15 protein-coding genes are annotated in these 20151 nt (G+C 58.3%); 12 read left to right on the top strand and 3 right to left on the bottom strand.

Annotation, left to right across the window (positions count from 1 at the left end; translation table 11 throughout):
• Positions 1-45: 45 nt before the first annotated feature.
• The 12 genes from KGFNPO_RS02320 (at position 46) to KGFNPO_RS02265 (ending at position 14729) form a co-directional block, all read left to right on the top strand.
• Positions 46-1413 carry a TolC family protein gene (locus tag KGFNPO_RS02320; protein WP_472632921.1) on the top strand — a complete coding sequence of 456 codons (1368 nt, stop codon included), beginning with the start codon at positions 46-48 and terminating at the stop codon, positions 1411-1413.
• Positions 1410-3026 carry an efflux RND transporter periplasmic adaptor subunit gene (locus KGFNPO_RS02315; RefSeq protein WP_472632920.1) on the top strand — a complete coding sequence of 539 codons (1617 nt, stop codon included), beginning with the start codon at positions 1410-1412 and terminating at the stop codon, positions 3024-3026. Before KGFNPO_RS02320 ends, KGFNPO_RS02315 begins: the two co-directional genes overlap by 4 nt.
• The gene (locus tag KGFNPO_RS02310; protein WP_472632919.1) at positions 3023-6196 is read left to right on the top strand and encodes an efflux RND transporter permease subunit; all 3174 of its coding nucleotides are present in this window, start codon (positions 3023-3025) and stop codon (positions 6194-6196) included. The genes KGFNPO_RS02315 and KGFNPO_RS02310 overlap by 4 nt, the downstream gene beginning before the upstream one ends.
• Positions 6197-6256: 60 nt before the next feature.
• Positions 6257-6631 (top strand): copper-binding protein, encoded by a 375-nt coding sequence (locus KGFNPO_RS02305; RefSeq protein WP_472632918.1) that lies wholly within the window; start codon positions 6257-6259, stop codon positions 6629-6631.
• A gap of 133 nt (positions 6632-6764) precedes the next feature.
• Positions 6765-7226 (top strand): hypothetical protein, encoded by a 462-nt coding sequence (locus KGFNPO_RS02300; RefSeq protein WP_472632917.1) that lies wholly within the window; start codon positions 6765-6767, stop codon positions 7224-7226.
• A 23-nt stretch (positions 7227-7249) separates the two neighbouring features.
• Complete coding sequence (locus tag KGFNPO_RS02295) at positions 7250-8638, top strand: hypothetical protein (protein ID WP_472632916.1); 1389 nt, start codon at positions 7250-7252, stop codon at positions 8636-8638.
• A gap of 63 nt (positions 8639-8701) precedes the next feature.
• A complete protein-coding gene (locus KGFNPO_RS02290) occupies positions 8702-9205 on the top strand; it encodes a protein-disulfide reductase DsbD N-terminal domain-containing protein (protein WP_472632915.1) in 504 nt (167 codons plus the stop codon).
• 243 nt (positions 9206-9448) lie between these two features.
• A complete protein-coding gene (locus KGFNPO_RS02285) occupies positions 9449-9907 on the top strand; it encodes a hypothetical protein (RefSeq protein ID WP_472632914.1) in 459 nt (152 codons plus the stop codon).
• A gap of 116 nt (positions 9908-10023) precedes the next feature.
• Complete coding sequence (locus tag KGFNPO_RS02280; protein ID WP_472632913.1) at positions 10024-11517, top strand: multicopper oxidase family protein; 1494 nt, start codon at positions 10024-10026, stop codon at positions 11515-11517.
• A gap of 74 nt (positions 11518-11591) precedes the next feature.
• Positions 11592-12026, top strand: coding sequence for a DUF411 domain-containing protein (locus KGFNPO_RS02275; RefSeq protein WP_472632912.1), 435 nt, complete (start codon positions 11592-11594; stop codon positions 12024-12026).
• Between the two features lie 64 nt (positions 12027-12090).
• Entirely contained in the window at positions 12091-12336 is a 246-nt protein-coding gene (locus tag KGFNPO_RS02270; protein ID WP_472632911.1) for a DUF2933 domain-containing protein, read from the top strand.
• 41 nt (positions 12337-12377) lie between these two features.
• The gene (locus KGFNPO_RS02265; RefSeq protein ID WP_472632910.1) at positions 12378-14729 is read left to right on the top strand and encodes a heavy metal translocating P-type ATPase; all 2352 of its coding nucleotides are present in this window, start codon (positions 12378-12380) and stop codon (positions 14727-14729) included.
• 478 nt (positions 14730-15207) lie between these two features.
• Here KGFNPO_RS02265 and KGFNPO_RS02260 read toward each other — a convergent pair whose 3' ends face one another.
• From KGFNPO_RS02260 to KGFNPO_RS02250, 3 genes are all read right to left on the bottom strand, one after another.
• A complete protein-coding gene (locus KGFNPO_RS02260; protein WP_472632909.1) occupies positions 15208-15576 on the bottom strand; it encodes a hypothetical protein in 369 nt (122 codons plus the stop codon).
• A gap of 194 nt (positions 15577-15770) precedes the next feature.
• Positions 15771-18872 carry an efflux RND transporter permease subunit gene (locus tag KGFNPO_RS02255; RefSeq protein WP_472632908.1) on the bottom strand — a complete coding sequence of 1034 codons (3102 nt, stop codon included), beginning with the start codon at positions 18870-18872 and terminating at the stop codon, positions 15771-15773.
• Positions 18873-19042: 170 nt separating this feature from the next.
• The gene (locus KGFNPO_RS02250; RefSeq protein ID WP_472632907.1) at positions 19043-20149 is read right to left on the bottom strand and encodes an efflux RND transporter periplasmic adaptor subunit; all 1107 of its coding nucleotides are present in this window, start codon (positions 20147-20149) and stop codon (positions 19043-19045) included.
• Positions 20150-20151 lie beyond the last annotated feature (2 nt).

Genomic DNA, 20151 nt, shown 5'->3' with positions numbered 1-20151 from the left:
CGTTTCATGCGCGGACGATGTTGTTCATTGCAATCTGGAGGTTTCATGTCAGCCCCGACGTTATCCTTGACGTTACCCTTGTTTACTGCGCATTGTCTGGTGCGCACTGCGGTTGTTCGGTTTTCCCGAAAAATCAGCCTGGCCACATTGGCAGGCGCGCTCGCGCTTTCCGCCAATGCTTTCGCTGCCGAGAACTCACTGACTTTAGCCGATGCCCAGCGCCGCGCGATTGAACGCTCGCATCAACTGGTTGCGCAGGATTTCGCCATCACCGCTGCGCGCGAGATGGCAGTCGCCGCCGGCCAATTGCCCGATCCCGTGCTCAAGATAGGCATCGACAATCTGCCGCTCAGTGGCTCGGACCGTTTTAGTTTGACCAGCGAACCCATGACGATGCGCCGGATTGGCGTGATGCAGGAAATTACGCGCGCCGACAAACGCCAGTTGCGCGCCGATCGTTTCAAGCGCGAAGCAGAAAAAACTTTCACTGAGAAACACATGACGACGGCTGCAATCGAACGCGATACCGCGCTGGCCTGGCTCGATCGTTATTACGCGGAAGCGATGGCGGCAGTGGTTGCCGAGCAAGGTGAACAAGCCCGTTTGGAAATTGAGTCGGCCGAAAGCGCATATCGTGCCGGTCGCGGCAATCAGGCCGAGGTCTTCGCCGCCCGCAGCGCACTGGCGGCGTTTGATGACCGCAGCAGCGAAATCGCGCGTCGCGTCCGTAATGCGACAGTCATGCTGGCACGCTGGATCGGCAGTGCCGCCGATTTGCCGCTGGCCGGCAAACCTGCGACCGACAGCATCGGCCTTGATCCGGCCAGGCTCGATACCCAGCTGGCCCAGCTTCCGCAAATTGCGGCATCCAACATGAAAGAGGATATCGCAGCGACGGAGGCGAAGCTCGCCCAAGCCAACAAAAAATCCGACTGGAGCGTGGAACTGGCGTTCCAACAGCGCGGCCCCTCTTTTGCCAACATGGTGTCGGTCGGTGTCTCGATTCCATTGCAGTGGGATCAAAAAAATCGCCAGGACCGGGAACTGTCTGCAAAACTGGCGCTGGTCGAACAAGCGAAGGCCGAGCGCGACGAAATGCTGCGTAATTACGTCGCCGAGACCCGCGCCATGATCAACGAATGGGACAACGATCGTGAGCGCTCCACCCGCTATGAACGCGAACTGATTCCACTGGCGCATCAGCGTATGCAGGCAGTGATAACTGCTTACCGTGGTGGCAAGGCCAGTCTGGTCGATGTGCTTGCGGCACGCAGCAACCAAATCGAGGTGCGCATCCAGGCGCTGCAACTGGCGACAAACACCGCCCGTCTGTGGGCGCAAATCAATTTTCTCTTTCCCACTGAGGCGATGGCTACGCACGCAGCGCTGAACACGAACCAGGAAATGCAATGAAAAACAAGAAAATGATCTTCGCAGCCGCTGCGGTAGTTGCCATCAGCGCGACTAGTTATGGCATGTATTGGCTCGGCAAGAATCATGGCATGCAAATGGCCGCCCCGATCACAAACCCGGCTGGAGCCAATGCGGCAAGTGGACAGACAGCCGGTAACACCGACAAAAAAGTGCTGTATTGGCAAGATCCAATGCTTCCAGGACAAAAGTTCGACCAGCCCGGCAAATCACCATTCATGGATATGCAACTGGTGCCGGTCTATGCGGACGCCGTGGGTGATGCTGGCGATCTGGGCAAGGTCAATATCAGTGCGCGTGTGCAACAGAATTTAGGCATCCGAACCGCCGAAGTCACCAAGGGAGAGCTGACATCGGCGCTGGTCGCGGTGGGTAGTGTCGCCTACAACGAACGCGATGTGGCTCTGGTACAGGCGCGCAGTAATGGTTTTGTCGAACGCTTGTATGTGCGGGCGCCACTCGACCAAGTACGCAAGGGTCAGGCGCTGGTCGAACTGTATGTGCCGGAGTGGGTGGCGGCACAGGAAGAGTACCTGTCAGTCAAACGCATGCAGGGCAGCGGCGCGGATGCTGCATTAGCGTCGTTATTAATGAGCGGTGCGCGCCAACGCATGCGGTTGGTGGGCATGACTGATGGTCAAATTCACGCGGTGGAATCGAGTGGCAAGGTGCACCCTCGCCTCACCATCACTGCGCCGATTAGCGGCGTCATTTCCGAGCTCATCGTCCGCGACGGCATGACCGTGATGGCCGGCGCCCCGTTGTTCCGTATCAATGGACTCAGCACTATCTGGGTCAATGCCGCCGTGCCGGAAAACCTTTCTGCACAAGTGCGACCGGGCAACACGGTCGAAGCCCGCACACCATCATTACCAGGAACCGTATTCAAGGGCAAAGTCAGTGCGATCCTGCCCGAAGTCAACGCCGCCACGCGCACGCTGAAGGCGCGGGTCGAACTGGCCAATCCATCCGGCCAGCTGGTGCCGGGCATGTTTGCCACCATCAACTTTACCTCTGCGCCTCGCAAGGAGGTTCTGCTGGTGCCAACGGAGGCCGTGATCCAGACCGGCACCCGTAGCGTCGTGATGGCAGCGCTTGGAGACGGCAAATTTATCCCGGTCGACGTCGTGATCGGAGCCGAAACCAACGGCCAGACGGAGATTCGAAAAGGATTGGAAGCCGGGCAAAAAGTGGTCGTGTCCGGCCAGTTCCTGATCGATTCCGAAGCAAGTCTGAGAGGCACCACGACCCGTATGAGCGATATGCCGGCCCCGAACAACGACCAGGCTGTGGGGCCATCCCATCGCGGCGAAGGCAAGGTGGAAAAAATTGACAAGGACGAGATCACGATCTCGCACGGCCCGATCCCGACTTTGCAATGGGGGCCGATGACCATGGGCTTTAAAGTGCCGGTGAGCGGCCTGCCCAAAGACGTCGCGGTGGGCGACAGCGTCGTGTTCGAGATTCGTCCGGTCAAGGATGGCAGGTTCGAAATCGCGACCATTTCCCCGAGCGCTGCCGCGCCCGTGCCGCAGATGGACAGCACAATGCAGATGCCTGCCATGCCAGCCAAGTCGGCGGGAACCACCAAATGATCGCCAAACTGATCCGCTGCTCAATCACGAACCGCTTTCTGGTACTGTTGGCAACGCTGATGATCACCGCCTGGGGCATCTGGGCGCTGGCGCACACGCCGCTCGATGCGATTCCGGACCTGTCCGATGTGCAAGTCATCGTCCGCACCAGCTATCCGGGCCAGGCACCGCAGATCGTCGAGAACCAGGTCACTTATCCGCTGACAACCACCATGTTGTCGGTACCGGGTGCGAAAACGGTGCGTGGCTACTCGTTTTTCGGCGATTCCTACGTCTATATTTTGTTCGAGGATGGCACCGATCCGTACTGGGCGCGCTCGCGCGTGCTCGAATACTTGAATCAGGTGCAATCGCGCCTGCCACCGCAGGCCAGGACTGCACTCGGGCCAGACGCAACCGGCGTCGGCTGGGTCTACGAATATGCGCTGGTCGATCGCAGTGGCAAGATGGACTTGTCGCAGTTGCGGGCGCTGCAGGACTGGTTTCTCAAGTATGAATTGAAGGCGGTGCCAAATGTCTCGGAAGTGGCAAGTCTCGGCGGCATGGTGCGCCAATACCAGATCGTGCTCGATCCGGACAAGATGCGTGCCTACAACATCCCGCATGGCAAGGTGATCGAGGCGGTGCAGAAGGCCAATCAGGAAACTGGCGGTGCGTTGCTGGAATTGGGCGAAGCCGAATATATGGTGCGCGCTTCAGGTTATCTGAAATCGCTGGATGATTTCCGCAAGATTCCGTTATCGACCACCGATGCCGGCGTCTCGGTACGGTTGGGCGACGTTGCGCGTATTCAGGTGGGGCCGGAAATGCGGCGCGGTATTGCTGAACTGAATGGCGAGGGGGAAGTCGCTGGCGGCGTGATCATCATGCGTTTCGGCAAGAATGCGCTGGAAACCATAGCTGCAGTAAAAACCAAGTTGGAAAAGCTGAAGGCAAGTCTGCCGCCTGGCGTCGAAATCGTCCCGACCTACGACCGCTCCAACCTGATCAAGCGCGCGGTGACGAACTTGAAAGAAAAGCTGATCGAGGAATTCATTGTGGTTGCCGTTGTCTGCGCGATCTTCCTGTTCCACTTGCGCTCTGCACTGGTCGCCATCGTCACCTTACCGATTGGCATATTGATCGCGTTCATCGTCATGTATTACCAGGGGGTCAATGCCAACATCCTGTCCCTGGGCGGGATTGCGATCGCGGTCGGGGCCATGGTCGATGCGGCGGTGGTGATGATCGAGAATGCCCACAAGCACATCGAGGCATGGAACCATGCCCATCCCGGCGAAAAACTGAAAGGAGATGATCACTGGCGCATCATCGGCGACGCGGCAGCCGAAGTCGGACCGGCGCTGTTTTTCTCTTTGTTGATCATCGTGCTGTCGTTCATCCCGGTGTTCACCCTGGAAGCACAGGAAGGGCGGCTATTTTCTCCGCTGGCCTTTACCAAGACCTATGCGATGGCCGCGGCAGCTGGCTTGGCGGTGACGCTGATTCCGGTACTGATGGGCTATCTGATTCGCGGTCGTATTCCCGATGAACAAAAGAACCCGCTCAATCGCGCTCTGATCGCGCTGTACCGTCCGTTGCTCGAAAGTGTGCTGCGTTTTCCAAAGGCAACTTTATTGCTTGCAGCGCTGGTTGCAGTCGTGACGATTTGGCCGATGTCGCGGCTCGGCGGGGAATTCATGCCGCCGATAGACGAAGGCGACTTGCTGTATATGCCGTCGGCGCTGCCTGGTCTGTCGGCCGGCAAAGTATCGCAATTGCTGCAGCAGACAGACCGCCTGATTAAAACCGTGCCCGAGGTGCAAAGCGTGTTCGGCAAAGCGGGCCGTGCCGAAAGCGCAACCGATCCTGCACCGCTGGAGATGTTCGAAACCACGATCCAGTTCAAGCCACGCAACCAATGGCGCGCTGGCATGACACCGGACAAACTGGTTGATGAGTTGGATCGCATCGTCAAGGTGCCAGGATTGTCCAACATCTGGGTGCCACCGATTCGCAACCGGATCGACATGCTGGCGACCGGCATCAAGAGTCCGGTCGGCGTCAAGGTCGCCGGCGCCAGCCTGCAAGAAATCGATCGCATCACCGGCGAGATCGAGCGGGTCGTCAAGCAGGTGCCGGGCGTCTCGTCAGCGCTGGCCGAGCGCCTCAATGGCGGACGTTATATCGATGTGAACATCGACCGCGATGCGGCCGCACGTTACGGGATGAATATCGCCGACGTGCAAAGCATCGTATCGGCAGCGATCGGCGGCGAAAACATCGGCGAGACGGTCGAGGGCCTGCAGCGCTTCCCGATCAACCTGCGCTATCCGCGCGAGGTGCGTGATTCGGTGGAGAAGCTGCGCCAATTATCGGTGCTGACCGAGCGTGGTGCGCAAATCCGCTTGGGCGACGTGGCTGCAATCCGTATCAATGACGGTCCGCCCATGTTAAAAAGCGAGAATGCGCGTCTGACCGGCTACGTCTATGTCGATATCCGCGGGCGTGCGCTAAGTTCTGCAGTGCACGACATGCAGCAGGCGGTCACCAAGAAAGTGAAATTGCCAGCCGGTTACTCGATTTCGTGGTCCGGGCAGTTCGAGTATATGGAGCGCGCCTCCGCCAAGTTGAAGATCGTGGTGCCGGCAACCTTGTTCATCATCTTCGTGCTGCTCTATCTGACTTTCAAACGATTCGATGAAGCCGTGCTGATCATGGCGACGCTACCGTTTGCGCTGGCCGGCGGCATCTGGCTGCTGTGGCTGCTCGGGCACAATTTATCGGTCGCCAGCGGCGTGGGGTTCATCGCACTGGCAGGCGTGTCGGCCGAGTTCGGCGTGATCATGCTGCTGTACCTGAAACAGGCGTGGGAAGCGCGCCTGGCCGATGGCAAGAACAGCGCAGCCGATCTGCTCGATGCGATTCGCGAAGGTGCGGTGCTGCGGGTGCGGCCAAAGGCGATGACGGTGGCCGTCATCATCGCTGGCCTGGTGCCGATCATGGTTGGTACCGGCACCGGATCGGAAGTGATGAAACGCATCGCCGCACCGATGGTGGGCGGCATGATCACCGCACCGCTGCTGTCGATGTTCGTGGTCCCGGCCGTGTATCTGCTGTTGCGCCGGCGTCGGATTCGTGCAGAAAGCATTGCGCCGCCCATCAAGGAATCCATTTTTGAAGACAGTTGACACCGTCAATTAGTTTTTACCAATAACATCTGACAATCTTGAACAACCAAGGAACTCATCATGAAATTTACCGCAACCCTGTCCCTGATAATCGCTTTGTCCGCATCCAGTCTTGCCATCGCGCAATCCGGAGACATGAAGGATATGGATATGAAAGGTATGGACATGAAGGGCGCGGAAATGGGCAAAATGGCCCAAGGCATGGCTCCCCAGGCAATGAGCCACCAGGCGACTGGCGCAGTGAAGGCGGTTGATCCTGTGAAGGGTACGGTGACGCTGGCGCATGGACCTGTCAAAAGCTTGCAATGGCCAGCAATGACCATGCGTTTCGTTGTGAAAGACAAGAGCTTGTTCGACAAGCTCGCGGTTGACCAGAAAGTTACGATTGTGTTTGCAAAGCAGAACGCTGACTATGTCGTGACCGCTGTTAAATAAAGAGATGGTGGGTGGTCGCACTTTTCTGGCTGATCAAAAATAGGCGATTACCGATAGACATTATTCTGTCGTGTATCCGGTGGTGCGCAGCGTACCCGTTGACGCTCGCCCAACTCCAAAATTTCCACAATTAATGCGACAAAACCTACGATTTTCCGGATGTGCCAGACAGCAGGCGATAGCCATATTTATTATCTCCGTGGTGTTGAACTACGTTTGGGAAATCGCACAAGCACCGCTTTATTCTGAAATAGAAGACTGGGGCAACACCTGGTGGCATTGTTTTGTTGCCAGCCTGGGCGACGCAATTCTCGTCTCGATAATCTACGCGGTTGGATGGGCCGCGTTCAGGCGTTCCGACTGGTACCTGTACCCGAGCGGTCCAGCATATGGTCTGATGCTGGCAATCGGATTGTGTATTGGTCTTGGCGTCGAATGGGGCGCTGTTTATGTTCTCAATCGATGGGCCTACACAACAGGCATGCCACTGATACCTGGATTGGGCGTTGGACTTGTCCCGGTACTGCAAATGCTCTTATTGCCACCACTGATATTCCGAATTGCTGCATTGCGATTGAGGATGAAGAAACTGTGAATACACATACGCCCGAAACAATGATGCCTACCCCTGTCGCTCGCGGGGAAAGTCCTACTGAACTGAGGAGCGAGAGGCTGAACAGCAAATGCTTCTGCATCAGCCTGGATAGCGCTGCACTGCGGCAAGCATTGGCCGCGGAATTGGGTTCGTCCGACTTGTTGGCACTGGTCGAGGAACGATGTCCCTACCTGTTTTCTGCGCAACCCGTGTTCGTATCAGATAGCCAAACAGAACGCATGGCGGAAGTGGTGCGTGCCATTGAGTCGGTAGTTGCGCTGCCAGCCTATCGAAAACACATACTTGCCAATGCGCCCGCGATTGCCAGACACGATCCTGGCGGCGCAAAGGGTGTCTTTTTTGGCTACGATTTCCACCTGTGCCACCTGAACGAAAGCGGCATCGGACTCATCGAAATCAATACCAATGCCGGTGGTGCGATGCTGAATGCCGTAATGGCACGAGCGCATCACGCTTGCTGTCTCGATAGCGAACAACTGGCTGCGGCAGCGAGCTCTGCCGCGGCGCTGGAACAGAACATCGTTGACATGTTCTACACTGAATGGCGACTTTGCGGCCGCGACCGCCCCTTGCAAACCATTGCCATCGTTGACACAGAACCGCAGCAGCAATATTTGTATCCGGAGTTCCTCTTGTTCCAGAAATTATTCGAGCGTCATGGTCTGCACGCTGTAATCGCAGACCCGTCGGAACTGCGGCTGCATGATGGTGTTTTGTGGCACGGCGAGACTGCCGTCGACTTGGTCTACAACCGGCTAACGGATTTCATGCTTGCGTTACCGGCAAGCGCGGCTTTGCGCGTGGCCTACCTCGAACATGCGGTGGTGCTGACGCCGCACCCGCAAGCGCATGCTCTGTATGCGGATAAGCGCAATCTGGCGCTGCTCTGCGACGCCGTCCGGTTGCAAGCGCTTGGCGTACCGCAGAATATTCAGGACCTACTGCTGGCCAACATCCCGCACACGGAAGTGGTTGACGCAGCGCATGCCGAGCGATTGTGGAGCGAGCGCCGCCAGCTATTTTTCAAACCCACCGCAGGCTACGGCGGACGCGCCGCCTATCGGGGCGACAAGCTCACCAAGCGCGTCTGGCAGGATATTTTAGCCGGCGATTACGTGGCGCAGGCCATCGTGACGCCTGGGGAAAGGGTCATTGGCAGCCAACAGAATCCGGGATTGCTCAAGTTTGACATCCGCAGTTATGCATACGATGGGAGGGTTCAGTGGACTGCAGCGCGTATGTATCAAGGCCAGACCACGAATTTTCGCACTCCCGGCGGCGGTTTCGCACCGGTGTACAGCCTGCCCGATGCCGATGTGGCTTGCGAAATTGAAACAATATTGCATGCAACTGGAAGCGCCATCACGTGTTGCGGGACAGATTGCAGATAGAAGCACAACGCATAAGAACGGCTCGCACAATCCAGTAATTTTTATACCTGATGGAGAACACACATGTTTAAGAAACGTTTTTTGTCATGCTTGGCACTGGCTGTTATTGCGCTTGGCATGCACCAGTACAGCGTTGCCGAACCATCGTCTGGACCGAGTCTGCAACAGCGGCTCGGGGGGCTTTTTTCGAACACGAAAGAGGATGAACTGCTGGAGCCTGACCAGGCGTTCAAAGTGAAAGTCGGGTTCAAGGGACCGACCACCTTGATTGCGGATTTGATGCCTTCAAAAGGATATTACCTGTACAAAGACAGAATCCATTTCTCGGTCAAGAATTCCAGCGATGTTGTCATCACAGCGGTCAATCTGCCGGACGGCAAAGTTACCAACGACCCGACTTTCGGCAGGACAGAAACTTACGAGAAGCCCATTCAAGCCGTAATCACGTTGAAGCGCGCGCCAAAGGCAAAAAACTTTACGCTGGTGGCCGCTTATCAGGGTTGCCATAGAAGTACAGGGGTCTGTTATCCGCCTATCGAAAAAACATTGAATCTTACCGTGCCGTAATGCAGTTGGGCTCTCTCGCGTTCACCCGCTTGTTATATTCATCCATGAAGATGTTTCGGACCCAGCTCTCGCTGATACCGGATGGAAGATAGATTACAAAACTGTAATCTCGTCGTCAGGATCTTGTTTACTTCTCTTTTCTATACTGGTCTTCATCGATACGCAGGTACCGATCGCCATAACAGCCACTTTGCATCAGCAGTATTTTCTCAACAACCGTTATCACCCATCAGGAGCTTTGCCATGAAAAAAATGCTAGTTATCGGTACCTCTGTGCTTTTCACCCTTCTCGCCGGCGCAGTTGGCGCGGTCGAAGAACACCACCCTGCCGACGCCAAACCAGCCGTAACGTCCACCAGCAAGCCAACCAAGTCCGCAACCAAGCCATCAGCGCAAGCCGGCATGCAGACGCAGCAAATGGACCAGATGATGAAAAAAATGCAGGACATGCACGACAAGATGATGGCCGCCAAGACGCCCGAAGAGCGACAGAAGCTGATGGACGAGCACAGGAATCTGATGCAGGACGGCATGTCCATGATGAAGAACATGGGCGGCAAGGACGGTGCAATGATGAATGGCAAGGGCGCCGCCGGCATGATGATGGGAGCAGACGCGATGGAAAAACGCATGGACATGATGCAAATGATGATGGAGATGATGATGGACCGGGAGGCTGGCGGCATGCCGATGACCAAGTAGCATGAATTGGCGATGGCTGCATGACAAGACCGCATGAGCGCAATCCATTGCGATCTGAACCGAACAGCGTCGCCATTCTCCTATATCAGCAACCCAACAATCAATCAGGACACCAGATGAAACGTCGCACCTTTCTCACCACCCTTGGCAGTTTACCTATCATCGGCCTAAACATGGGCTGGGCGCGCGCAGCCACCGGCGGCATGCCTGCCATGAATATGGGAGCGGCCGCTGGGATCAAGCTTGCGGCGGTGGAGGCATTGGGTGCCGGCGCAGCAATCAGCGACATCGTCAAACTGGCCAATACCAGCGGCCAACCTGGACTGTTCCGTGCATCGCTGATCGCAGCGCCGGTAAACCTGCCCTTGCTGCCGGGCGCTGCAACCGAATTCTGGGCTTACAACGGCAGTCTGCCGGGACCGCTAATCGAAGTTGTCGAGGGCGATACCGTTGAAATCGTCTTCGAGAACCGCCTGCCGCAAGCCACCACGGTGCACTGGCACGGCCTGCCGGTGCCGCCGGAACAGGACGGCAGTCCGCATGATGAGGTGGCTCCGGGTGGCAAACGGCTGTACCGCTTCACCTTGCCGGTTGGCAGCGCCGGCACTTACTGGTATCACCCACATCCACACGACAATACGCCGGAGCAAGTGTATCGCGGCCTGGCGGGCATCTTTATCGTGCGCGCCAAGGCCGACCCGCTCCAGGATATTCCCGAGCGCCTGCTGGTGATTTCCGACCTCAAGCTCGGCGCGGATGGCCGCATTGCGCCCAACGATGCCAACGACGAAATGAACGGCCGCGAGGGTCAGTTCACACTGGTCAACGCGCAATGCCAGCCAGTGCTCCAGTTCGACCGCAGCGGCCGCGAACGCTGGCGGATCTGGAATGCGAATAGTGCGCGCTACCTGCGCCTGGTCTTGCCTGATGCAGGTTTGACGCTGGTCGGCACCGACGGCGGATTGCTGGAGCACCCCGTCAGCGGTCTTACCGAATTGTTGCTGGCTCCCGCCGAGCGGGTCGAGATCATTGTCGATGCCGGCACTAATAAGGGCCGGGTTGCGCTGGTTGCCGCTCCTTACCAGCGCGGCAAAATGGGCGATGTGGCAGCAGAGAAAGCGCTTAACTTGCTTACCGTCGATTTCAGCAAGAGTGCTGGTGGACCGCAAAAGCCGTTGCCAGCAACGCTGCGTCGCATTAACGACATGGGTCGCCCGAAGGCCCAAAAACGCGTGGTTTTCTCGGAACAAATGTCGATGGCTGGCGGCCAGCACAGCGTGAAATTCATGGTCAACGGCAAGCAGTTCGACATGCAGCGCATCGATCTGGTGAGCCGCGTCAATCAGGTGGAGCTGTGGGAGATCGCAAACGAATCGGATATGGACCACCCTTTCCACATCCACGGCACGCAGTTCCAGGTGATGGAGCGGGAAGTCAACGGCAAGGTTACGCCGGCGCCTTACCGGGCCTGGCGCGATACCGTCAACTTGCAATCAGGCGAAACGGTGCGGATCAAACTGGTGCAGCGTTTCAAGGGTATCTACATGTTCCATTGCCACATTCTCGAACATGAAGGCGCCGGCATGATGGGGCAACTCAAGGTGGTGTAGCTATTCAACTCTTGCTCGCGCCATTTCCATGACTGGCGATGGCGCCAGTCAATCCAAATGAACAGGAGTCCATGATGTTCAAGTTTCGTACCGCTCTACTCAGTCTCGCCTTGCTGGCACCGCTGGCCCAGGCAGGCATCCCCGTCACCCTTTACAAGAGCCCTACCTGTGGCTGTTGCGAAGAGTATGTGAAATATCTCAAAGCCAATGGCTTCGCGGTTGACGCCATCAACAGCGACGACATGAACCGTATCAAGCAGGAAAAGCACATTAGCAATAATCTCGCCAGTTGCCATACCGCACTGATCGGCGGCTACGCAGTCGAGGGCCATGTGCCGGTCGCGGCGATCCAGAAACTGCTGCGAAGCAAGCCGGCCCTCATAGGCATCAGCGCGCCGGGCATGCCGGCAAACTCGCCCGGCATGGGCGTCATGCGGCCGGGTACGCTCAAGATCTATGCCATCGCGCGCAACGCGAAAGCCAGTCCGGCTGTGTTTTCCATCGAATAACGCGTCAAAATTCAGGGGTGATGAAACATTCCTATTCATTGCCCTCCACTTTCGAGGGGTACCCATGCAGCACAATCATTCTGAACCATCGAACCCACAGCCACCGTATTGGAAATCCCGCACTGGCATTGTGCTCATCATGCTGGCGCTAGTGGTGGCGTTCTACGTATTGCGCGAGCACTGGGCGCATGTGGTCGGCAACTGGCCCTACCTGCTTCTATTGTTGTGTCCGCTGATGCACTTGTTCGGCCATGGCGGCCATGGGCACAGCCATGCGGACCAGGTCTCGCCTGACGACAAGAGCCGTTAATCGAAGAAGTTCAGCGAAGAAGTTCAGCGAAGGAGTTCAGAATGAATAAGCAGCTTGAAGATAGCGCTAGTGTCCATGCTGGAGGCACCATGAACAAGCCGTATACCGACCCGGTCTGCGGCATGCAGACCGCTGCCGATCCGGCAAAGGCAATCGAACATGCAGGAACCACCTATTATTTTTGCAGCCCGCATTGCATGGCAAAGTTCCGGGTCAATCCGCAGCAGTATTTGAAGCCGCAAGAGAAAGCCGCGCCGGCGCTCGCCAAGGCGGCATCCAAGGATGCGCTGTATACCTGTCCGATGCACCCGGAGGTGCAGCAAATCGGCCCGGGCACCTGCCCCAAATGCGGCATGGCGCTGGAGCCGATGGATGCTGCGGCCGAAGCAGACAGCGGCGAATTGCGCGACATGACGCGGCGCTTCTGGGTCAGTCTGGTCTTGAGCCTGCCATTGCTGTTCATTACGATGAGCGAATTCATTCCCGGCCTCAATCTGCACCACCGGATCGGAATCGATACCTTCAACTGGCTGCAAGCGGCTCTGGCGACACCGGTGGTGCTGTGGGGCGGATGGCCGTTCTTCGTGCGCGGCTGGGCCTCGTTCCAGACCTGGAATCTGAACATGTTCAGCCTGATCGGCCTGGGCACCGCGGCCGCCTATCTGTTCAGCGCCTTCGCGCTGCTGTTCCCGGCGGCGTTGCCGGATGCGTTCAAGATGGATGGCATGGTGCCTTTGTATTTTGAAGCGGCGGCGGTCATCGTGACGCTGGTGCTGCTAGGCCAGGTGCTGGAATTGCGGGCCCGTTCCCGCACCAACAATGCGATCAAATCGCTGCTCGAACTGGCACCCAACACGGCGCTGCGGATCAAGCCGGATGGCACGGAAGAAGAAATCCATCTGGACCAGGTGCAAGTCGGCGACGTCTTGCGCGTCAAACCGGGCGGCAAGATTCCGGTCGACGGTGAAATTGTCGATGGCCATTCGAATGTGGACGAGTCGATGATCACCGGCGAGCCGGTTCCGGTCGAAAAACATGGCGGCGACAAAGTGACCGCAGGCACCGTGAATCAGACCGGCGCCTTCTCGCTGCGGGCCGTCAAAGTCGGCTCGGACACGCTGCTGGCGCGCATCATCCAAATGGTCAATGAAGCGGGACGCTCACGCGCTCCGATCCAGAAACTGGCCGACCAGGTTTCGGGCTGGTTCGTGCCGGCCGTCATTGCGGTCGCAGTAATCGCATTTGCGGTATGGGCGATCTACGGCCCTGCCCCCGCACTGGCCAACGGGTTGGTCGTGGCAGTGTCGGTGCTGATTATCGCGTGCCCTTGCGCGCTGGGGCTGGCCACGCCGATTTCGATCATGGTCGGGGTCGGACGCGGCGCGACCGAAGGCGTGCTGATCAAGGATGCCGAGGCACTCGAACTGATGGAAAAAGTCGATACGCTGGTGATAGACAAGACTGGCACTCTGACTGAAGGCAAACCGAAGGTGCAGCGGGTGGTTGCCGCCAGCGGTTTTGACGCGCCGCAAGTGCTGCACTTTGCGGCCAGCCTGGACGCGTTGAGCGAGCATCCGCTGGCGCTCGCGATCGTCAATCACGCCAAGGAACAAAACCTGTCGCCCAAGCCGGTCACGCAATTCGATTCGATTACCGGCAAGGGTGTGCGCGGCCAGATCGACGGCAAGCTGGTTTTGTTGGGCAACCTGCGCCTGATGGAGTCGGAACAGATCGATGTCACCGCGCTGGCGGCCCAGGTGCAAACGCTGCGCGAGTTGGCGCAAACCGTGATGTTCCTGAGTGTCGACGGCAAGCTGGCGGGCATCGTCAGCGTCGCCGACCCGATCAAATCGACTACCCGCGAGGCAATCGACCAGTTGCATGCGGCCGGCCTGCGCATCGTCGTGCTGACCGGCGACAATGCGACCACCGCCGCCGCGGTGGCCAAACAACTGGGGCTGGATGATTTTCGCGCCGATGTGCTGCCCGAAGACAAGCTCAACTACTTGAAAGCGTTGCAGCAGGAAGGCCGTATCGTGGCGATGGCCGGCGACGGCGTCAACGATGCGCCGGCGCTGGCGCAGGCCAATGTCGGCATTGCGATGGGTACCGGCACCGACGTGGCGATGAACAGTGCGCGCATCGTGCTGGTCAAGGGCGATTTGCGCGGCATCGCGAAAGCGCGGCTACTCAGCCAGCACACCATGAAAAACATCCGGCAAAACCTGTTTTTCGCCTTCATCTACAATTTCGTCGGGGTGCCGATTGCGGCCGGTGTGCTCTACCCGTGGCTTGGACTGTTGTTGAGTCCGATGATCGCCAGCGCGGCGATGAGTTTGAGTTCGGTATCGGTGATTACGAATGCGCTGCGCTTGCGCAACAAGGCGCTGTGAGCAAAGCTCACTGAGCGTATCCGGCTGCTGCTTTGATCGGGCAGCAGCCCGATCAACCGTGCCATTTGGCTGAAAATTGGTAACTGTTCGCCCCGCTATGAATACCCCCTCGCTCGCTTGCGGGAGAGGGTGACTGCAAAGTCGACGACTTAATTAATCGCTGCACTCTTCGTGGATGCTTTGTCGGGGTAGCCCGACAGCTACTCACTTTTCTTTGCTTCGCCAAAGAAAAGTAAGCAAAAGAAAGGCGACCGCAGACTTGCCCTTCGGGTACCCGTTTGTGTGCTGCAAAAAATGGGAAATGAAGGAACTCGCTTCGCTCAAACAGCCTTCATTTCTGATCCATTTTCTGCAGCACACAAACGGCTGCGTCCCCAGCGGCCTAACATCAAAAACAGCGTCAATACAACCGCCAATGACATAAAGCAGTCACTTGGATATCAATCGCATAGCAGGCTGAATAGATACGAAAATTGCCTTATTTCAGCGTCAGACGCACCTGTTCAGCCGGTTTGCCGGATAGCACGAACTTGACGATGGCTTTGGCGCCAGTTGCAGCCCTGGCCTTGGCAATCATCTTGTTGTCGCCGGCTGGCGTCAGCGTGGCCTTGGTTTTTTCGGTGCCGGACAACAGCGTGATTTCGCCGCTGGCGCCCTTGCTGTCGACCGGCTTGCCGTCATGGTTGCTCAGATAGACGGTAACTTGCTCTGCCTCGGCAACCAGTTCGACACGATTTCCCGATGCTGCCTCAGCCATCGCGCCGCCATGATGTGGCTTGAGATCGCCATCAGCAAACGCAAGGCTGGTGGACAGGGCGATGGATACGGCGATCAGTAATTTTTTCATGATGCTTTCCTTTTTAGAGATGATATTCAGATGAGATTCCTGCCCTAGGCAAATAGTCCGGGGCGGGTAAATAACAGGTAAATACAGCTGAGGTTCTGCGCTTATTTAAAATTTACGCGAGTATATTTTTTATCGTAATAAAAATATGCGGCAAATACATTAAAAATGGCAATACTCCTTATTTTCGTGAAAATTCAGTATGCTTCCTTGCTATGCTCTTTCAGCAATTGTTGCAGCGGTTTCTCGCCGAACAACCAGAACATCAGCGGCGTCAGCAGCGAATCGAGCAGGGTCGAACTGACCAGTCCACCGAAAATCACCACCGCCACCGGGTGCAATATCTCCTTGCCCGGGGCGTCGGCAGAGAGCAGCAGCGGCACCAGCGCCAGTGCGGCAGTCAGTGCCGTCATCAGAACCGGCGTGAGCCGCTCCAGCGAACCGCGCACGATCATGCGCTGGCCGAAAGTTTCACCCTCGAACTTGCACAGGTTGACATAGTGGCTGATTTTCAGGATGCCGTTGCGGGTGGCGATGCCGGTCAGGGTGATGAAGCCGACCAGGGACGCCACCGACAGGGTAATGTCGGCCAGCCACATCGCGATCACGCTGCCGATCAGCGCCATCGGGATGTTGCCCATGATTATCGCGGTGAGTTTGACCGACTTGTAGCGGCTGTAGAGCACCATGAAGATCAGAGCCAGCGATACCAGCGACAACCCGGCAAGCAGCTTGGTCGCTTGTTCCTGTGCCTGGAACTGGCCTTCGAGGCTAACGAAATAGCCTTCCGGCAAATGGCTGTCGGCCAACACCTTGCGAATATCCGTAATGATGCGCGCCATATCCGAGCCGTCGGTATTGGCGGCGATGACGATCCGGCGCCGACCGTTTTCACGCCCGATCTGGTTGGGACCGTCCGACTCTTCGATCGTGGCCACTTGCGATAGCGGGATGCGCCCGTGCGGCGTGTCGATCAGAATGTTAGCCAGGCCCGGTGTATCGCGCGCGCTGTCCGGCAGACGTATCACCAGGTTGAAACGCTTGTTGCCGTCGACGATCTGGGCCACGGTATCGCCCTCGGTCAGGGTTTCCAGCGTCTTCAGCAAGGTTCCCGGCGAGACGCCATACTGCGCGGCGCGGCCATAGTCGAGTTGCACCTTGATCTGCGGGATCAGCACCTGTTTCTCGATCTGCAGGTCGGTCAGCCCCGGAATCTGCGTCAACTTATCGCGCAGGCTCGCGGCCTGACCGCGCAGCGTGTCGAGATCGTCGCCGTAGATCTTCAGAGCGATCTGAGCGCGCACGCCGGACAACAGATGGTCGAGTCGGTGCGAGATCGGCTGACCGACGGTCGCCGTTGCTGGCAGCGGCGCCAATTGCGCCCGGATGTCGGCCATCACGGCTTCGCGCCTGCGCTGCGACGGTTTGAGATCGACGTCGAGTTCGCTTGAGTGCACGCCCTCGGCGTGTTCATCGAGTTCGGCACGGCCGGTACGCCGCCCCACGCTCTTCACCTCCGGCACTGCCATGATCAGCTGCTCGGCCAGCGCGCCAACCCGGTTCGACTCGGCCAGCGAAGTGCCGGGATTGAGCAGCAGCGACACGGTCAGCGTGCCCTCGTTGAACGTTGGCAGGAAGGCGCGCGGGAAGGACGGCACCGTGGCCACCGTCGCGAGCAACAGCAAGACCGTGGCGGCCAGGATCAGCTTGGCGCGACCAAACGACGCCTCCAGCAAGCGTTTGTCCCAGTGCTTGAGCCATTGCACCAGCCGCGAATCGCCATGCCCGATCTGCTTCATGCGCGGCAACAGGAAGTAGCACATCACCGGGGTCACGGTCAGCGCCACCACCAGACTCGACAGGATCGAGGTGATGTAGGCGACCCCGAGCGGTGCGAACAGCCGGCCCTCAATGCCCGGCAACGCGAACAGCGGCACGAACACCAGAACCACCACCATGGTGGCTACGACCACGCCGGAACGCACCTCGTTGCATGCGGCCGCGATCACCTTGACAATACTTGTCACGCCCTTGGGCTGGTGCTGCTTGAGTCGCCGCAATACGTTTTCCACATCGACCAGCGCATCGTCCACCAGTTCGCCGATGGCAATCGCCAGACCACCCAGCGTCATCACGTTAATCGACAGCCCCATGCTCTTGAACACCAGAACGGTAATCGCCAGCGACAAAGGAATCGCGATCAGTGAAATCAGCGTGGTGCGCACATTCATCAGGAACAGGAACAGGATGATCGCCACCATGATCGCGCCGTCGCGCAGCGCTTCCTGGACATTGCCGATCGAGGCCTCGATAAAGTCGGCCTGGCGGAATGAAATTTCCGGCTTGGACACGCCCGGCGGCAACGACTTCGATAACGATGCCAGTGCATGCTCGATCTCCGCGCTGAGCTTTACCGAGTCGGCATTCGGTTGCTTTTGCACGCTGACGATCACCGCCGGTTTGGCGCCATAACCGGCGTCGCCACGTTTGAACGAGGCGGCGAATTTCACCTCGGCCAACTGTTTGAGCAGGATCGGCTGGCCGTTGACATCCTTGATCGCGAGGTTCTGCAGGTCTTCCAGCCGAGTGGTACGACCCAGGTTGCGGATCAGGTATTCACGCGCGTTCTGTTCGAGGAAACCACCGCTGGTATTGCTGGAGAATGCCTTCAGCGCGGCGGCAAGTTCGTCGAAACTGACGCCGAGTTGTGCCATCAGCGCGGTATTCGGCTCGACCCGGAACTGACGCACCTCGCCGCCGATCGGGATCACCTGCGCGACGCCCGGGATCGACAACAGGCGCGGACGCAACACGAAGTCGGCGTACTCGCGCACCTGCATCGGGCTGACTTTGGCCGGATCAGCCGGCAACGCGATCAGCATGATCTCGCCCATGACCGAGGAAATCGGGCCCATGTTTGGACGCACGCCAGACGGCAACTGTTCCTTGACCTCGGCCAGGCGCTCGGCCACCAACTGCCGGTTACGGTAAATGTCCGAGCCCCATTCGAACTCCGCATACAGGATCGAGAGCCCGATCCCCGACACCGAACGCACCCGCGTCACACCCGGCATGCCGTTCATAGCGGTTTCGAGCGGAAACGAAACCAGTTGTTCGACTTCCTCCGGCGCCATGCCGCCGGCTTCGGTCATGATGGTGACGGTCGGCTTGTTGAGGTCGGGGAACACGTCCACCGGCATGTTGGATGCGGTGATGCCACCGTAAATCATCAGGATGACAGCGAAGGCGAGTACGAACAGCCGGTTTCTAAGACTAGTATTGACAATCCAGCTCAACATGATTGGCCCCTTCGGAACGTGTAAGAATTAAGTTGTGGATTTGGACGCGTCTGACGGGATGCGATGCAAGGCGTGAGGAGGAGTCATAGCGAGCTATGGCGACGACGAGCAACGCCGCAGCGGGCCCGTCAGACGTGGAACAAATCCGCAACTTACTTCGCGCATGTTCCTCAGCGAATCTGGTTGATCAGCGTTGCGCCGGCGGTCACGACCCGGACGCCCGGTTTCAGTCCTACCACCACCACGTTGGCGCCGTCGAGCGGCGTCACTTGCACCGGCATAGCGCGGAACAGCTCGGCGCGCTCGTGCACCCAGACGATATTCTGGTTGGCCGAATTCTTCACGATGCTAGCCGCCGGCAGCGGCACGCCCTTGACGGTGTCACGGGTCTGCGCGACAACCTTTACCACCTGGCCAAGCGCCAGAGGGGTATCTCCGGCTTGCTTGAGTCTATACAGCACCGGCAACGCGCCATCACGAAAGGCGCTGGCGCCGCCCACAAAAGCCAACGGCGTCTGCGAGCCGGCGAGGCTGGCGTCGGCCAGACCGGCGACCAGCTTGCTGTCGTAGGCCAGCGCTTCGATCATCAGACGCGCCGGATCGACGATCTCGAACAACACATCGCGTACTTCGACCACCTGACCGTTGACGGCACGGGCCACCGCAATCACGCCACTCACCGGCGCAATCAGCGCTTCGCGCCCCGTCGCACGGGTGAGCGCCGCAGCGCGCTGGCGCGCTGCGGCGAGTTCGGCTGCCTGGGCTTCGATCTCTTTCTGCGGCACCGTGCCGGCAAGTTCGCGCAGCCGGTTCAGCTGCGTCTCGGCCAGTCGGGCCTTGACCTTCAAGTCGCTCAGTTCGGCTTGCTGATTGGCGCGCTCGACGCTGCTCACTGCAGGCACCAGATAGGCCAGCAACTGGCCCTTGGTCACTTTCATGCCGGCCACCGGCAACCCCTTCGGACCGGGTTCGATGCGACCGGGCTGGATCGCCTGTACGCGCCCGCCGGCGTTCGGGTCCATTACGACGTGGCCGTTGAGTTCTACCGTTTGCGCAACGGTTTTTTCTGCACCGACTACGGTACGAATGGCCAGGCGCCGTTGCACGTCTTTGGGCACGAAAACGCTGCCGTCCGGCAAGCGTTGCGGTTTATCGGAGGCGATGATGGGCGACGCTTTGGCTGCGCCGCCGCTGTGATCTTCATCCCCGTGTGCGCTGGCCTGGCTAATCGAGAGTGCCAGCAGGCAGGCCAGTAGTTTGTGCATTTTGATTTTCATAT

It is taken from the genome of Gelidimonas diazotrophica (assembly GCF_055694025.1).
Note: the sequence above shows the minus strand (reverse complement) of the source record. Positions and strands in the feature narration are given on the sequence as shown.

Bases quoted from the DNA above. Each gene is read 5' to 3' on its own strand.
- KGFNPO_RS02300 (WP_472632917.1), top strand. From the start codon at position 6,765: ATGCGACAAAACCTACGATTTTCCGGATGTGCCAGACAGCAGGCGATA.
- KGFNPO_RS02290 (WP_472632915.1), top strand. From the start codon at position 8,702: ATGTTTAAGAAACGTTTTTTGTCATGCTTGGCACTGGCTGTTATTGCG.
- KGFNPO_RS02285 (WP_472632914.1), top strand. From the start codon at position 9,449: ATGAAAAAAATGCTAGTTATCGGTACCTCTGTGCTTTTCACCCTTCTC.
- KGFNPO_RS02315 (WP_472632920.1), top strand. From the start codon at position 1,410: ATGAAAAACAAGAAAATGATCTTCGCAGCCGCTGCGGTAGTTGCCATC.
- KGFNPO_RS02255 (WP_472632908.1), bottom strand. From the start codon at position 18,872: ATGTTGAGCTGGATTGTCAATACTAGTCTTAGAAACCGGCTGTTCGTA.
- KGFNPO_RS02320 (WP_472632921.1), top strand. From the start codon at position 46: ATGTCAGCCCCGACGTTATCCTTGACGTTACCCTTGTTTACTGCGCAT.
- KGFNPO_RS02250 (WP_472632907.1), bottom strand. From the start codon at position 20,149: ATGAAAATCAAAATGCACAAACTACTGGCCTGCCTGCTGGCACTCTCG.
- KGFNPO_RS02270 (WP_472632911.1), top strand. From the start codon at position 12,091: ATGCAGCACAATCATTCTGAACCATCGAACCCACAGCCACCGTATTGG.
- KGFNPO_RS02275 (WP_472632912.1), top strand. From the start codon at position 11,592: ATGTTCAAGTTTCGTACCGCTCTACTCAGTCTCGCCTTGCTGGCACCG.
- KGFNPO_RS02280 (WP_472632913.1), top strand. From the start codon at position 10,024: ATGAAACGTCGCACCTTTCTCACCACCCTTGGCAGTTTACCTATCATC.
- KGFNPO_RS02265 (WP_472632910.1), top strand. From the start codon at position 12,378: ATGAATAAGCAGCTTGAAGATAGCGCTAGTGTCCATGCTGGAGGCACC.
- KGFNPO_RS02310 (WP_472632919.1), top strand. From the start codon at position 3,023: ATGATCGCCAAACTGATCCGCTGCTCAATCACGAACCGCTTTCTGGTA.
- KGFNPO_RS02295 (WP_472632916.1), top strand. From the start codon at position 7,250: ATGCCTACCCCTGTCGCTCGCGGGGAAAGTCCTACTGAACTGAGGAGC.
- KGFNPO_RS02305 (WP_472632918.1), top strand. From the start codon at position 6,257: ATGAAATTTACCGCAACCCTGTCCCTGATAATCGCTTTGTCCGCATCC.
- KGFNPO_RS02260 (WP_472632909.1), bottom strand. From the start codon at position 15,576: ATGAAAAAATTACTGATCGCCGTATCCATCGCCCTGTCCACCAGCCTT.